The organism is Maribacter spongiicola, assembly GCF_004364165.1.
GTDB lineage: Bacteria > Bacteroidota > Bacteroidia > Flavobacteriales > Flavobacteriaceae > Maribacter > Maribacter spongiicola.
This window is the reverse complement of sequence record NZ_SOAY01000010.1, coordinates 1,246,828-1,262,116: the sequence shown is the minus strand read 5'-3', so window position 1 is coordinate 1,262,116 and position 15,289 is coordinate 1,246,828. Positions and strand designations below refer to the sequence as shown.

The following is a 15,289-nucleotide window of genomic DNA, read 5'->3' as shown; positions in this document are numbered from 1 at the left end:
AAAGAATACTAATCTAAAATCTTAGCATCTGCAGGAGCATCAAAAAAGTCTTTAGGCAATTCTTTTTCAAAGGATATGTCAGTGAAATCGATTTTAGTAATATAATCACCTGGCTGATTGTTTTTAACCGTCCAGTACGTTTTAAATCCGCCTGGCATGGTAATACCATCTACCGTCTGTTCTCCTACAAACTCCGTGAATTTTTCCGGAGCATGACCACCATCTTTAAAGTACTCAGGGTAAGAAACAATATATCTCATAACCGCTATTTTGCTTGTCTCTTTATTTACATAAAGAATATAGTAATCATCGGGTGCATCACCTGTCTCGGCATCAAAAGTTACTTTGACAACATTATAATCTTGACCTTTAAATTTCTCAGCATCGAGCAACTCTAAGTTCACCCCTTCACCACTCAAAACAAACGGATGCCCAACAAACCATAATGGAGTTAGGGCCCAGAACTTAGTGTCATACGCAAATGCAGTACTATCTTTAGCCATTATCCAGGCTTGTTCACCTGTCCAACCAAATTTCGCAGAACTATCGGTAGCACTGGTATGCACAGATCTGTTGCTCCACGTATCAACGGTTTGGTAACTATCTCTAGCTGTTTTACCATCTAGAGGCTGATAATTGAAACGAAAAGTTATCGGTCCGTTCGAGTACCAAGTATCCAATCCGCCATGAGCTTCCATTGCATTCCAAATTACTTTTCCTGCATCTGAAGTGTTTAGTCTATCTTTTGTTTTGGAAACTCTAGAAGACACCCAAGAATCTGGATAAGCAATTACATTAGTTTCAGCCACCACTTCTTTAGCGGTTTCAGTTGTTTTTTTAGGAGTTTCTTTACAGGATACAATAACTGCAAATAATGATAAAAGCGAAAATTTGTAAAGTAATTTCATAGTTGTGTGCCGCTTTATTTATTTCCTAATTTTGATCACACGGCTTTATGATCTAAACTAGCCATTTTACGTTCCTCGTAATTCTCGGCTACCTGCTTATCTAACTCTGCCGGTGCCTCAAAATTTAAGGTATTTTCTTTAAGTCGGTCATCACCACCAAAAATAACTTGAATCTCCTTATTAAATAACCCTTCTAAAGAACGTTGGGCCACATACTCAGGTGCATCCATCTTTCTACCTTTAAATTTTTGCATCATTTCGGTATCTGTAGCAGTTGGAAAAGCACATGTAACAGACACTTTAAAGGGTGCCAATTCTCTACGCATAGAATCTGAAAACTGACGAATAGCCGCTTTTGTGCTACCGTAAACTGCATAGAATGGCATCCCAATTAATCCCAATCCTGATGAAATATTTAAAATATATGCATCTTCAGAAAATTTCATTAATGGAATGCAATACTTGGTCAATAGCATTACTGCCGTAAGGTTAACAGCAACTTGATCATACAGATCTTCATCTTGAATATCCTCTAAAGGACCCGCAGCTACGATACCCGCATTATTAATAAGGATATCTAAATGTCCCCATTTATCTTCTATACGTGCAGCAGCATCTTGTAAAACTTCAATATTGGCTACATCGCCTGCAATTCTTATAAATGTTACTTCTGGATATTCTTCTGAGAGTTGTTTTAGGTTCTGTTTATCACGAGCAATAACGGCAATATTGGTTACTCCGCCATTTATAAGTTCTTGAACCATACATTTTCCGATACCACGAGTACCACCCGTAATAAGTACATTTTTACCTTTTAGTTGCATAATAGTGTTCGTTTGAGTTGCGTTTAAATTCCACTTTAAATTAAATAAAATTCAATGTGAAAACGAAGAAAAACGAAGGATAGCTATATTATTAACGAAGTAGGAAAATCTATCCTAATTTATTGCATTTTTCTTAACCATTAGATCCTTATACACCATTTACATACCTGAAATTCAAAATATATAGAGGACTACAAATCAATAGTTAGCCATGAGAATCAAAAAAGCCACCCAATTGGGTGGCTAAAATTCTATAAAGCATAAAAAAGCCCCTAAAAAGGGGCTCTATTATTTATGCTATTTTATTTCTCTTACGATCATTTTCAGTCAAATAGATTTTACGTAAACGTAAATGTTTTGGTGTAACCTCAACATACTCATCTTTTTGAATGTATTCTAATGCTTCTTCTAAAGAAAACTTAATTGCCGGAACAATTTTAGCTTTATCATCAGCACCAGAAGAACGAACGTTAGACATTTTTTTAGTTTTTGTAATGTTAACGGTCATATCATCTCCACGAGAGTTTTCACCGATAACCTGACCTTCGTAAATATCTTCTCCTGGATCAACGAAGAACTTACCACGATCTTGTAATTTATCAATAGAATAAGGAATTGCTTTACCTTTTTCCATGGAAACTAACGAACCATTCTGTCTTTGAGGAATATCACCTTTCATTGGCTGATACTCTAAAAAACGGTGTGCCATAATAGCCTCACCAGCGGTAGCGGTTAATAATTGGTTACGAAGACCGATAATACCACGTGATGGAATTTGGAACTCACATAACATACGCGCACCCTTAGCCTCCATTTTAGTCATCTCACCTTTACGGATGGATACCATTTCAACAGCTCTACCAGAAACTTCTTCAGGTAAATCAATAGTTAAATGCTCGATAGGCTCGCATTTTACACCATCAATTTCTTTGATAATTACTTGTGGCTGACCAATTTGTAATTCATAACCCTCACGACGCATTGTTTCAATAAGTACCGAAAGGTGTAATACACCACGACCAAATACTAAAAACTTATCAGCACTATCCGTTGGATTAACACGTAAGGCAAGGTTCTTTTCTAATTCTCTAGCCAAACGATCTTTAATATGTCTAGAAGTAACAAATTTACCATCTTGACCAAAAAATGGACTGTCGTTAATAGTAAACAACATACTCATTGTAGGTTCATCAATTGTAATGGTCTTTAATGCTTCAGGATTTTCTAAATCAGCAACAGTATCGCCAATTTCGAAACCTTCAACACCCACTAGAGCACAGATATCTCCCGTTGCAACAGCTTCAACCTTCTTACGACCTAAACCTTCGAAAACATAAAGCTCCTTGATTTTAGATTTTACGATACTACCATCGCGTTTTACCAAAGAAATTTGTTGTCCTTCTTTTAAAGTACCTCTTTGCAATCTACCAATAGCAATTCTACCAGTAAATGAAGAGAAATCTAAAGAAGTGATCAACATTTGAGTATTCCCTTCTTTTGGTTCGAAAACAGGAATATGCTCAATAACCATATCTAATAATGGCTCAATGTTGGTAGTTTCGTTTTTCCAATCATCACTCATCCAATTGTTCTTTGCAGAACCGTACACTGTAGGGAAATCTAACTGCCACTCTTCAGCACCAAGTTCGAACATAAGATCGAAAACTTTTTCATGTACTTCTTCTGGAGTACAGTTTTCTTTATCTACTTTATTGATTACCAAACAAGGCTTTAAACCAAGATCGATCGCTTTTTGAAGTACAAAACGTGTTTGTGGCATAGGCCCTTCAAAGGCATCAACCAATAACAAAACACCATCTGCCATATTCAATACACGCTCAACTTCACCACCGAAATCGGCGTGACCAGGAGTATCAATAATATTTATTTTAGTATCCTTATATATAACGGAAACGTTTTTGGAAGTAATGGTAATACCACGTTCTCTCTCCAAATCGTTATTATCCAAAATTAAATCACCTGTATTCTCGTTTTCACGAAACAAGCTACAGTGGTACATTATTTTGTCTACCAAGGTGGTCTTACCGTGGTCAACGTGCGCAATGATCGCAATATTTTTTGTAGTAGTGGACATAAGGTCTTATTTAAGCGTGCAAAGATACTTTAAATAATGATAGCTGCACTTAAACTTATGTTATTTTTATCTTATTGATTTTGAGAGAGTTCCATAATACAAATCTTACTTTTTTCTACCACCAATAACCCAACCAAGTCTAGCATCAATTAAAATACCCGCATCTGTATTAAATTCATTCACAAAAACACCTGGTCCGAAAGCCAGGCTAAAGTAGAATCCTTTCTTATAAGTACGCTGTAAACCATACACTAACGCAGCGTTATAATAGTAGTCTGATGTGTATTCTAAATCACCAATAATAGGTGTCCCGAATTGAAATTGATTTAAAAAACTAATATAGTTACCTGTGTTACCTGATATATTTTTACCTTTTCTAAGCCTTCTATCAAAATTGATGTACTGCCTAACATCTGCTTCCAAGCCAGGATATAATCCAAAATTGGTATCTCTACCTGACCCTCCATTAAGTGCAAAACCTAAAAAAGCCTCTAAATTTAATGTTGTCTTAGCACCAATACCCAGTTCGTATGAAACCCCTGGCGCTAATAAATTAGCTTTAAAGAGTCCGTCTTCTACTAATTGACCAGATTGTGCATTCATGTAGAAAGCGGAAAAAATAATAACGGAAAGAAGGGTGATTTTTTTCATGATTTTAGTTGGTTTGATTTTATTGGGGATGTATATCAACTATTAGACCAGTTTAATCAAAAACCGGTTTTGTAGATTTTCGTTTTGTTGCTACCCAACCAAATTTAAAATTCACTAGCGGACCATAACCATCTGGTATACCATCGCCTTTATAAAACCCTGCGCCCAACTCTGCGTTGAAATTGAAGCCTTTTGGGTATGTACGCTGAACGCCATATACCATACCATAGAACCCTAAATTAAAATCGCTCGGTCCTTCAATATTTGTAGAAAGGCGTAATTGTGAAAAGAAAATGGCCTGTGCCGCGGCAATATAGTTACCAGAATTACCCGATACATTTTTGTCGCGATCAATACGCCTTTGAAAATTATGATAATAACGGTATCTATTATTTAAGGCTAAGCCATACGCATACCCTTCGCCATAAGTAGCAGCACCCAAACCAACATCTACTGAAACAGATTGATTTCTAAAGATGCCAAATTCGTAGCTTATACCCGGATTAAAAAGGTCGAACTTGAATTGATGCTTTTCTAGGTTAACGATACCAGAACCTTTTTCGGCTATGCCCTTAATTTGAGAGAACCCAAAATGAACGAATAATAGAAATGCAAAAAGTGTAATTTTTCTCATTTGTTTAGATTGAAGTTGCATTTAAAACTACATGTTTATAAAAAGGTACCCACCTGATTTATAGAAATATTAAGAAAATACTTACGAAATTAACGACCTACACACCATCGTTTTTCACTAATGATAAAGCCAATGCTTAAGTTCGCCACCGGATAGATTCCGCCTTCGAACTGCCCGTCATAATACGCCGCACCGACATCTACAGAAAAGTTGAATCCGGAATCAAAACTGCGTTGTATACCCGTCACCAAACCTGCATAACCAAATGCGCCTTCTACATTATCATTGGCAATAGTTCGCGAACCCGGAAAGAAAACCGCTACAGCAGGTGCCACATAATTTGCAGAGTTGCCATATATCTGTTTTCTTTTACGCTGACGTTTTTCAAAATTATAATAGTACCGATATTGACCTGCTACGGCAGGAAACACTCCAAATTCACTATACACATCTTGCAAAAGAGGATCTAAAGCCACTTGAATTCCAGCTTTAATATCAAGGGTTGTATTGATGCCCAAAGCCATTTCATACTCAAGACCGGGATTAATTAGATTGATCTTCACTTGTCTTAACTCGCAGTTTTTACCAAACTGGGCATTGACATTAACAGTAATAAACACTAGTAAAACTATAATTAGAAACGGTTTGATGTTCATTTCAATTTGGGGTTTCGACAATCTTATCTTAAAAGAACAGTAAGCTTCTTAAAATAGTATCTTTGTTTAAAAATATTCGACGAATGAACCTATCGCTTATACCCCAGATAAAACATACCGACAGTAATAACTTTTTTCTTCTATCTGGACCTTGCGCCATTGAAGGGGAAGACATGGCTATGCGCATTGCAGAGCATATAATTACCATAACCGACGAGCTTAAAATACCTTATGTATTTAAAGGAAGTTTTAAAAAAGCAAATCGTAGTCGTTTAGATTCATTTACGGGTATTGGAGATGAAAAGGCACTAAAGATTCTACGTAAAGTTTCTGAAACATTCAAAGTACCAACGGTAACCGATATACATACAGAACAAGATGCTGCCATGGCTGCAGAATATGTAGATGTACTTCAAATTCCTGCATTTTTAGCACGCCAAACAGATTTAGTTGTTGCCGCTGCTGAAACAGGAAAAACGGTCAACATTAAAAAAGGACAGTTTATGAGTCCTGAAAGTATGAAGCATGCCGTAAATAAAGTTACCGAAACCGGAAACCAACAAGCGATTATTACCGACCGTGGCACCATGTTCGGTTACCAAGATATGATCGTAGATTTTAGAGGTGTACCTACCATGAAGCAATTTGCACCTGTTGTTTTAGATGTTACGCATTCTTTGCAACAACCCAATCAAACATCTGGCGTAACAGGTGGTAGACCAGCTTTAATTGGTACTATGGCACGTGCAGGTGTTGCGGCAGGCGTAGACGGACTCTTTATAGAAACACATTTCGATTGTGCGAATGCAAAAAGTGACGGAGCCAATATGCTAGATTTAGGATTGATGAAAAAACTATTGACAGATTTAGTAGCCTTGAGAGCTGTTATTAATGAGTTTTAAATCTTGACTATTTATTGCATTTAATTAGAAAAATATTGATAATTGAAAAAATACGATGGATAAAATAAAACTAACTTTAGTTATCTTACTATTGTTTTCTATAGAATGTTTTAGTCAACAAACAGGAAGTACAGGTATAACGCAAACTGCAGTTAATAACGGTATTGGAATTGGAAGCGCAATTGCAATTGTCGTTTCGTGGGATAGGAATAAGTCAATTCTTTACGCATTATTACACGGAATATTAGGCTGGCTCTATGTGATATACTTTGTAATTGTTCGTGAAAAAGAATAAGTAAGTTTTATCCGTATTAACATTAATAATCAAAGCAAATCTTTCTGCTTATAAAACCCGTTCTTACGAACAGCATAAGCATCCTGTAAAACATCCACTAAAATATCGTTATCAATATCTTCTAGTGTAGCGTAACGCAATGAACGCACTACTTTTCTATTTTCAGAAATTAGTACGTTCAAATGTTTTGTAAGGTGTGCAGAGTTCCAAAAAGCGATATCTACAAACTTTTTTTTGTGCGATGCATTCAAATAACAAATGGGAGATTTACCGATATAAAAACAGGGTATATTCCATTTGAATTTCAGTTCAATCTCGGGCAAAGTGGTTTCAATCATCATTTGCAGATGCATTAAAATTCCTCTGTAGGGTTCTGGCTGATTGAAAATATAGTCTTCTGCTGGTTTCATGATACTAAAAATACAAAATATAGGTTCATTATCACCCCATTCCTAAAAGGTTTTAAATCATAAAAATTAAGGAATTTTCTTACAATATTTTCAATTCAATATCGTTATTGATAAGACCCCAAATCACTCATTACCATGAATCTAATTGCTACAAGAAGTTCTATATTTCAAAATAGAATTATTCAACTCACAACCTTAGCCGGAGTATTATTAGCCTATAGGATTTACATTTCCGGTACCACAGATTTCCTGTTCATGTTCTGGAATTTGTTCTTGGCAGCAATTCCCCTTTTTGTATCTAGGCAGTTAATGGCAAATGTGCGTTTGGGGCAATCTAAAATATTGCGATATTCCTTATTCTTTCTTTGGGTATTGTTCTTACCAAATAGTCCGTATATCATCACAGACCTCATTCACTTAGACAACTCGGCAGCTACCATTTGGTTAGATATGCTCATGCTTTTCATTTTTGCTCTTAGCGGTTTATTGTTAGGCGTTTTATCTATGATAGACGTGTTCTCATATTTACGCAAACACAACCATCCTTTTCTTGCTAATATGATGTTATTGGGTGTTTCCTTATTAAGTGGTTTTGGAATATTCCTTGGTCGTTTTCTACGTTTTAACTCTTGGGATATTATTGCCAGACCACAACTACTTATGCAATGCATATTTAAATCACTCTTACTTTGGAACGCTTGGTTGTGGATTATTGGTTTTGGAGCTTTCATCTGGATATCTTTTTGGGTTTTAAAACCCTATTTGAGAGGAAGTAGATAATTCTACCTGTTCTATTGCTTAATGATTATTTTTGCTGCTTAATTAAAACATATGGGCAGGCATTCATTAACAATAGGAGTTTTACTTATAATCTTACTGTTTTCAAATTGTAAAGTTTTTGCTCAAGACAGCGAAGATGACAAGTGGTATTTCAACAACAGTAAAAGCTTAAGCGAATTATGGGAGCTCGATGATGAGCACCAACGTGGTACGTTCATTCTTACTTCTTATAAACCTATTTATATAACTGCCGCAAAATTTTCTACCAACCCCAATGAATTTCCGGTTGCAGAAAATTCAGATAAAGTTTTAGATGAACCCAGCAGTTTAAATGCTGTGGAATCAAAGTTTCAAATCAGTCTAAAAACCAAGATTTTTCATGGTATGTTCGATGGCAAAATGGACCTTTGGATGGGCTATTCGCAGACCGCTTATTGGCAAATTTATAATTCGGAGCGTTCAAGACCATTTCGAGAATTGAATTATCAACCAGAAATCATAGCCAACTTTCCCATTAAGTTTCCCATTTTGGGCTTTGAGACCAAAATGATCGGCGCAGCTATTATTCATGAATCTAACGGACAGTCAGACCCCATTTCCAGAAGCTGGAACCGTATTGCTTTTCATGCCGGATTTGAAAAAGGAAACTGGCAGGTAATGCTAAAACCTTGGATTCGTATTGGAAGTAAGATTGATGACAACGAAAATATATCTGACTATATAGGGCGTGGTGAAGCTGATATCACATATGATTGGGGTAGACAACGTTTTAGAGCCATTGCCAGACATTCTTTGAATTTGGGAGATAAAAGTCGTGGGAGCTTACAACTCAATTGGTCTTTCCCTATTTTCGAAAATTTCAATGGTCATTTTCAATTATTTGATGGCTACGGCGAAACACTTATTGATTATAACCACAGACAAACTACATTTGGTATTGGGGTTTCGTTGATCAATTAAGGGTTTATAATTCTAGAAAAATCCTAGCTTAAACTTTTACATATAATTCAATGAAAAATGAACACATATTATCTATTTTTCCAATACTTTTTACTTGTATGTTTTATGTAGAAACTTATATTAAATTTTAAAAATAAAATAATATCTACTCTTTACCATCAACATAATCTTGCAAGTAGGCGTAACGTTCCGTCAATTTACCATTTTGGGTCATTCTAGCTCTTTCTAGAACTCCGTCTTTATCATTATTAAAAAACGCAGGAATAACATTTTTTATAAAAGCATCACCAAAACCTTCACTTGCATCTCTAGGCAATTCGCACGGCAAATTATCTACTGCCATAACCGCAATCGCATCAACATTTGTAAAATCGATTTCAGATTCAGATTCAGGGTTATACCCGTAAATTGGATCTGCAATCGTTGAGGGACGAATGGTAGAAGCTACCGGTCCGTCAATATCGCAGCTAATATCTGCAACTACACTAATTTTAAAATTTTTATTCTTGGCATCTTCCCTAGTAAATAAATAGGGAGCACCTTGACCGAAGAAATGACCGGCAATATAGAAATCGGTCACCTTGGCAAATCTAAAAAAGTTAGATTTATATTCCCCTGGGTTTGCGAAAAAGTCGGCTTTATTACCACGAACTCCATCTTTACGTTTGTTATATTCGCCAGCATCAATTTGGCAATATACAGGCTCATTGAATGTCTCTTCTAGGTATTCGGTAACATTCACTCTTCTCATTCCCATACCGTCTAACATTTCTCTAGCGCCATTACCAACCCTACCTCTACCGGTAAGCAGTACTTTGATTGCAGGTAATCTTAACTTTTTAAGTTCATTTATTAAAGCTTCTTGATCTTCTAAATCGTTGGCTTTTGGCAATTGAAACAAACCAAATTTGAGTCCGTATGCACGAAATCCGTTATAGGCACCCACAATACCAGCGTATCTACCAAAGGCAACAACACGTTGTTCTTGCTTGTTGGTAATTACCTCATGGTCGTACATTTCAATATTCTTCGCTAATATAGCTTGAAGCAAATCTCTATTATAAGGTTGCTTTTTAATGGTATGTGAAAAGAAAAAGTACTTTTTATTCGGAATTAGCTCATCTATCGGCACCTCTTTAACACCTAATAGCACTTCGCAATCATTCATTTCATCGGCTACGGATACGCCCAAAGCTTTATAGGCATCATCGGCATACGCTCTAATAGGCGAAGGTTCTACAATAATTTCAGCCTTAGGAAATGTATTTAAGACTTTTTGACATGCTTTTGGAGATAGAACAACACGCTTATCTGGCGGATTCTTACGTTCTCTAATGATTCCGAACTTCATATGGGTTTGGTATAAATATTGCACTAAATTATGCAATTAGAAACACTTGGCTTCGGTCAAAATAAAAATTATAAGGGTTCGTAAAGTTTTGTTAGCTTTGCTGCCCACTATTTAATAGTTGCATTCGATTGAATTGATACAGCTATTATTTAGATTAGGAAGTTCTTTTACATATTGGGGCCGACCGGTTTTGACAGCGAGACCAGTTGGAATGTAAGCATGTCGAGCGCTGGGAAACAGCTCGTTAATCTCATTTTTCACACTTTTAATTGGCGAAAATAATTACGCTCTTGCCGCTTAATCTGAATTATAGTAAGATTAGCCTCGTCCCTACCAGGTAGGGAAGCGAGATGTTCCTGAATAGCCCTTGTTGATGGCGATTCTTATAGGAGCACCAGAAAAGTCAACATAAGGGTGTCCGCTCACTTTGGCGACACCACCAAAATCTTAAGAAGATAAGTGTGTATTGGGCGGTTTCTGGTCAGGTACACATCGAAAATTAATCAGATTCTAAGCATGTAGAAAGCATTTTAATTGCTTGTTTGGACGAGGGTTCGAATCCCTCCGGCTCCACGATCACCCACAACTATAATGTGGATGAAAATATAAAATCCCATCAAGTTTACTTGTTTGGGATTTTTGTTTCTATACTCCAAGGCTATTTTAAGCCTTGAAAGTTGTATTTGCAGAATGGATGCTTTTGGGAACACTGTAAAGTAATCCTCTGGTTTTTCACTTTAAAACAATTGGTACTATTTATACAGCTATTTTACTCATAGCAATAATTTCATTCAAATTTTTAGCAATTAAAGGTTTCGAAATAAAATCGCGAACCAATTCATAACTCCTACCTTTTTTAATTTCAGAAGCATCAAAATGCGAGCTGACAATAAAAACCTGAGGCTTGTTATCAAAGATTAATTTATGAAATTTATCTAAAAACTGCCATCCGTTCATAACTGGCATGTTTAAATCTAGTAGAATAATATCGGGCATTCTCTGCCCATTTTTCAAAAGAGAAGTTAAATTCGTTAAAGCTTCATAACCATCTTCATACACTAGAATATTAGCACTCACAAAATTATTGTGATTCAAAAGAATTTTAGTGCCATAAACACAAATGGGGTCGTCGTCTATAATACAAACTGTGTCAACTTTCATAGCAATTTATTTTTTGATACTAGATTATACTTTGAAATATTGTTAATATATTTAACAAGATAAAACTTACAAAATATTTTCAAAGAAAACTAATATTTAGCAGAAAAACTCGTTTTCATGTCGTATGAATACGAAGTATAACGCCTAAGAAACAACCATCGCAATATTTCCAGTATTAAGTTATAAAAAATACGAATAATTTGAAAGAAATTCTAAAAAATCAGACATTGGCTATCAATACGATTAGAAATATTTATTTCATAAAAAGGTGATTCTTTTTCAATAAAACTAACTTAACGTTAAAATTAAATTCTAATACCTATAAATAATAGTATTACTCTTCAATTGTTATCAAATTTTACAAAATAATAAATTCAAATACAGAAGACTACAACAGCTTTTAAAATTAGCATAACATACCATCTTTTTTAAACAGTTAAGATATCAATATAATCACTCTATAGATATCTATGAGATTCTAATAATCTACATTGTAATCAACTTGCTCGTATCTGTTTAAATCTTTTAATAGATGGCATCACTTTTTTTTCTATTTTTGGAATCTACCATAACCACCAATGACCGAAAATATTAGACAGATGTTCAGTAAAATGAACGACGAAACTCGCGAAGAAGCCCTACTACTTTTAAAGTCAGAGTTTAATTTAGAAAGCACCAAGTTCGTTAAGAAAAATTGGATTATAGGTGGCCGCATTCCTGAAGAAAACCAAGAGCGTATTGTTCAAATCTTCCAGAATTTGTTACGCGTACAGATTTTAAGAATTAAGGAAATGAAAGTTCAATTCTAACACCTATTTACCCTAAAACTATATTCCACCATTATTTTGAACATAAATAAACCGACACATAATGAGGATGCGCCGGTTATTCAACTAACTCAAACTTATTCTAAACTCACCGCAAAGATGCATTCATATATTAAATTGAAGTTTACCTTAACATCAAGGTAAGTTTAAATTCTTTGTATGCTGTAAAGTCTATTTTGCACTCTACTTTCCTCCTTCTTTGACAAGTAGAAATATCCATCATAGTTTCATTTCCTTTAATATACCCTTTATTGGGTATTGTTTGGATGTACGCCTACTCCTATTTTTAACCAACATATACTATGGTACGTTAAGTGAATTGTTTGTTGTAAAAAATCTGTCCGCCCCACAAGAGGGCAGATTTAAATTAAAAAATATGCAAAGGCAAAAAGAAGAATTACAAATTTTGGCAAAGTTGAGCGAACGAAAAATAAAATCGTTGAAGACAAGCTATGAACTTACCGAATCTGAACTTTTATTAATTATTAGGCTACATTATAAATACGAACATGGTAAAAAGACCGATGCTTTTAAAACATTGAACATTTTTTAGACCAAGCCCTTCATGGAAATTGTTAATCGAAATCGGGGGAACTAGAATAACAACAAAAATGAAGGGCTTGGTTTTTACTTATTTTATTAAAAAATCAGATATTCTTACTTAACATATAAGTAGATACGCTAATAAAGAGACCTCTTTTTGTTATCAACAATAGGTGTTAATAACATTCGCGTGCATTTCATCGAATAAAACGAACTTTTCATCGTTAATGAATAAAGTTTAAATATTTTCGAAATGCGCTAATAAAATAGCGAGATAACTTTTATTACCAATTACATGAAATTTAATACTACCAAAGCCTTTTTCGTCCCTTTAGCAGCCGTTCTTTTTCTTTTAAGTTTATCATCTTGCGGTAAAGATTACGACCTTGTATCAGAATATGTTGTACGTGATAACACTGAGAAATCAATCTCAACTAGCTCATTGAACACTGATTTAGGTGTAGCTGCTATCAACCTTGACAAGGTAAAAGAAAGTAACTAATACTATTTTCTCCTATATCATTTAAGACCTACCAACACGCTTTGAATTTTAAAGTGACACTATTTATTTAATATTGCTAGTTTTAAAATTTTAAATGAGCGAATATCTTTTAACTTTCCATCAGTTCTCTTCTCGAGCAATTATTTTTCGAAAATTATTTTGAAATACATATTTGGCGATTCATTTTATACGCAATCGGCAGTACATCTCTCTAATTCAATTACTTCCTCAATAATATCTAGATATACCTGACCGTAAATAAAATGATACTGCATTTTCTGCTAACTTTGCAGTTCTAAATTCATTCTTCACTTTTTGTATACAATAATTGACATAGAAACTACCGGAAACGGCATAAAGGGTAACCGAATTACCGAAATTTCCATTTTTAAATATGATGGTCATGAGGTTATTGATGAGTTTACCTCGTTGGTAAATCCGGAATGTCCGATTCCTACATTTATAACCGGACTCACTGGCATTGACGATGATATGGTACGAAATGCTCCGTTATTAGAAGAGCTGATTCCGCAGATTGTAGAAATTACCAAAAACACCATTTTTGTAGCCCACAGTGTCAATTTCGATTACAATGTCATTAAAAATGAGTTTAAATTATTGGGTCATGATTTTTCTAGAAAGAAATTATGTACCGTTCGTCTTTCAAGAAAATTATTGCCTGGCTACAACTCCTACAGTTTAGGTAAATTAACGGCTGCCTTAGGTATTCCTTTAACCGATAGACACCGCGCAAGAGGTGATGCCCATGCCACGGTACTTTTATTTCATAAATTACTGAGAGCTGAAAATGCAGATTCCGTTTTTAAACAATTTTTGAATTCAAAATCTCAAGAAGCTACTTTACCACCTGGATTACCAAAAGAAGAATATTTAAAACTGCCGACTACTGCGGGTGTATATTACTTTAAAAACAGTAAGGGTAAAATTATCTATGTTGGTAAAGCCAAAAATATCAAGAAAAGAGTGCTTGGTCATTTTTATGATAAAAAGACAAAAGAAATTACCCTCTGTGCAGAAACTAGATCATTAGATTTTGTGGAAACCGGTAATGAACTCATTGCCTTACTGAAAGAATCTGCCGAAATTAAACGCCATTATCCTAAATATAATAGTGCACAAAAAAGGTCTATTCAACAATACGGCATTTTCACCTACGAAGACCGAAACGGCATTATACATCTAGCTTTTAATAAAATAAAGATGACTCCGAATCCGGTTGCTATTTGTTATAGTCCGACCGAGGCCAGACAGTATTTAGAAACCCTGTGCAGCACTTTCGAGCTTTGCCCTAAGTATTGCCATCTGCAAGAGAATGTGGCTGTATGCTCGCACTACAAAATCAAACAATGTATAGGTATTTGCTCTGATCTAGAAATGGTTACAGCATACAACCAACGGGTTATTGATGCCTTACAAAGCATTAAAGAAGTAGAAGCTACCCTTGTTATTAAAACCAGTGGCAGAACTATGGAAGAAAACGGATTTGTTATCATCAGAGAAAATAATTATGTTGGTTACGGCTTTGCCCCTACCGATGTTGCTATAGCGCAAATTGAAGACCTTGAGATGTTTATTACACCACAAAAAAATACGCTGGAAACCCAGCGTATTGTTGAAAGTTATTTGAGAAAAAATCCTGAATCAGCCATTTCTATTTAAAGACATCGGCAGTTTTATTTATTCATTTTCTTATACATCCTAATTATAAAGAGTAACCACACCATAAATATGATGGATACTACAATTGAATAAATTAGGACGAATTCCAC

Annotated in this window: 17 protein-coding genes and 1 other RNA gene; 9 read left to right on the top strand and 9 right to left on the bottom strand. The window is 35.0% G+C overall.

Annotation, left to right across the window (positions count from 1 at the left end):
- Positions 1–8: 8 nt before the first annotated feature.
- From CLV90_RS05940 to CLV90_RS05915, 6 genes are all read right to left on the bottom strand, one after another.
- A complete protein-coding gene (locus CLV90_RS05940; protein WP_133686557.1) occupies positions 9–908 on the bottom strand; it encodes a DUF6503 family protein in 900 nt (299 codons plus the stop codon).
- Between the two features lie 35 nt (positions 909–943).
- Entirely contained in the window at positions 944–1,732 is a 789-nt protein-coding gene (locus CLV90_RS05935; RefSeq protein WP_133686556.1) for an SDR family NAD(P)-dependent oxidoreductase, read from the bottom strand.
- A 292-nt stretch (positions 1,733–2,024) separates the two neighbouring features.
- Entirely contained in the window at positions 2,025–3,827 is a 1,803-nt protein-coding gene (gene typA, locus CLV90_RS05930) for a translational GTPase TypA (RefSeq protein ID WP_133686555.1), read from the bottom strand.
- Between the two features lie 105 nt (positions 3,828–3,932).
- A complete protein-coding gene (locus CLV90_RS05925) occupies positions 3,933–4,478 on the bottom strand; it encodes a hypothetical protein (protein ID WP_133686554.1) in 546 nt (181 codons plus the stop codon).
- A 52-nt stretch (positions 4,479–4,530) separates the two neighbouring features.
- Positions 4,531–5,112, bottom strand: a complete 582-nt coding sequence (locus CLV90_RS05920; RefSeq protein WP_208295098.1) for a hypothetical protein — start codon at positions 5,110–5,112, stop codon at positions 4,531–4,533.
- An 89-nt stretch (positions 5,113–5,201) separates the two neighbouring features.
- Entirely contained in the window at positions 5,202–5,768 is a 567-nt protein-coding gene (locus CLV90_RS05915; protein ID WP_133686553.1) for a hypothetical protein, read from the bottom strand.
- A gap of 83 nt (positions 5,769–5,851) precedes the next feature.
- Here CLV90_RS05915 and kdsA point away from each other — a divergent pair, with 83 nt between their 5' ends.
- Positions 5,852–6,670: a 3-deoxy-8-phosphooctulonate synthase gene (kdsA, locus tag CLV90_RS05910; RefSeq protein ID WP_133686552.1), complete on the top strand. Its 819-nt coding sequence runs from the start codon at positions 5,852–5,854 to the stop codon at positions 6,668–6,670.
- Between the two features lie 55 nt (positions 6,671–6,725).
- Complete coding sequence (locus CLV90_RS05905) at positions 6,726–6,965, top strand: hypothetical protein (protein ID WP_133686551.1); 240 nt, start codon at positions 6,726–6,728, stop codon at positions 6,963–6,965.
- Positions 6,966–6,994: 29 nt separating this feature from the next.
- Here CLV90_RS05905 and CLV90_RS05900 read toward each other — a convergent pair whose 3' ends face one another.
- Entirely contained in the window at positions 6,995–7,375 is a 381-nt protein-coding gene (locus CLV90_RS05900) for a DUF1801 domain-containing protein (protein ID WP_133686550.1), read from the bottom strand.
- Between the two features lie 135 nt (positions 7,376–7,510).
- Between CLV90_RS05900 and CLV90_RS05895 the strand changes: the two genes are divergently transcribed.
- The gene (locus tag CLV90_RS05895) at positions 7,511–8,155 is read left to right on the top strand and encodes a DUF1361 domain-containing protein (protein ID WP_133686549.1); all 645 of its coding nucleotides are present in this window, start codon (positions 7,511–7,513) and stop codon (positions 8,153–8,155) included.
- A 51-nt stretch (positions 8,156–8,206) separates the two neighbouring features.
- The gene (locus CLV90_RS05890; RefSeq protein WP_133686548.1) at positions 8,207–9,115 is read left to right on the top strand and encodes a phospholipase A; all 909 of its coding nucleotides are present in this window, start codon (positions 8,207–8,209) and stop codon (positions 9,113–9,115) included.
- Between the two features lie 145 nt (positions 9,116–9,260).
- On the opposite strand, the gene CLV90_RS05885 is transcribed toward CLV90_RS05890, so the two are convergent.
- Positions 9,261–10,466 carry an NAD(P)-dependent oxidoreductase gene (locus CLV90_RS05885; protein ID WP_133686547.1) on the bottom strand — a complete coding sequence of 402 codons (1,206 nt, stop codon included), beginning with the start codon at positions 10,464–10,466 and terminating at the stop codon, positions 9,261–9,263.
- 176 nt (positions 10,467–10,642) lie between these two features.
- Between CLV90_RS05885 and ssrA the strand changes: the two genes are divergently transcribed.
- Positions 10,643–11,042, top strand: a transfer-messenger RNA (tmRNA) gene (gene ssrA / locus CLV90_RS05880).
- Positions 11,043–11,222: 180 nt separating this feature from the next.
- Here ssrA and CLV90_RS05875 read toward each other — a convergent pair.
- Positions 11,223–11,627 carry a response regulator gene (locus CLV90_RS05875; protein WP_133686546.1) on the bottom strand — a complete coding sequence of 135 codons (405 nt, stop codon included), beginning with the start codon at positions 11,625–11,627 and terminating at the stop codon, positions 11,223–11,225.
- A gap of 578 nt (positions 11,628–12,205) precedes the next feature.
- On the opposite strand from CLV90_RS05875, the gene CLV90_RS05870 reads away from it, so the two are divergent.
- The 4 genes from CLV90_RS05870 to CLV90_RS05860 all read left to right on the top strand — a co-directional run bounded on the left by CLV90_RS05870 (position 12,206) and on the right by CLV90_RS05860 (position 15,179).
- Positions 12,206–12,436 carry a hypothetical protein gene (locus CLV90_RS05870; RefSeq protein WP_133686545.1) on the top strand — a complete coding sequence of 77 codons (231 nt, stop codon included), beginning with the start codon at positions 12,206–12,208 and terminating at the stop codon, positions 12,434–12,436.
- A 394-nt stretch (positions 12,437–12,830) separates the two neighbouring features.
- Positions 12,831–13,007 carry a hypothetical protein gene (locus tag CLV90_RS19205; protein ID WP_166638540.1) on the top strand — a complete coding sequence of 59 codons (177 nt, stop codon included), beginning with the start codon at positions 12,831–12,833 and terminating at the stop codon, positions 13,005–13,007.
- Positions 13,008–13,292: 285 nt separating this feature from the next.
- Positions 13,293–13,499: a hypothetical protein gene (locus tag CLV90_RS05865; protein ID WP_133686544.1), complete on the top strand. Its 207-nt coding sequence runs from the start codon at positions 13,293–13,295 to the stop codon at positions 13,497–13,499.
- A gap of 315 nt (positions 13,500–13,814) precedes the next feature.
- A complete protein-coding gene (locus CLV90_RS05860; RefSeq protein ID WP_133686543.1) occupies positions 13,815–15,179 on the top strand; it encodes an exonuclease domain-containing protein in 1,365 nt (454 codons plus the stop codon).
- The last annotated feature ends 110 nt before the right edge of the window (positions 15,180–15,289 follow it).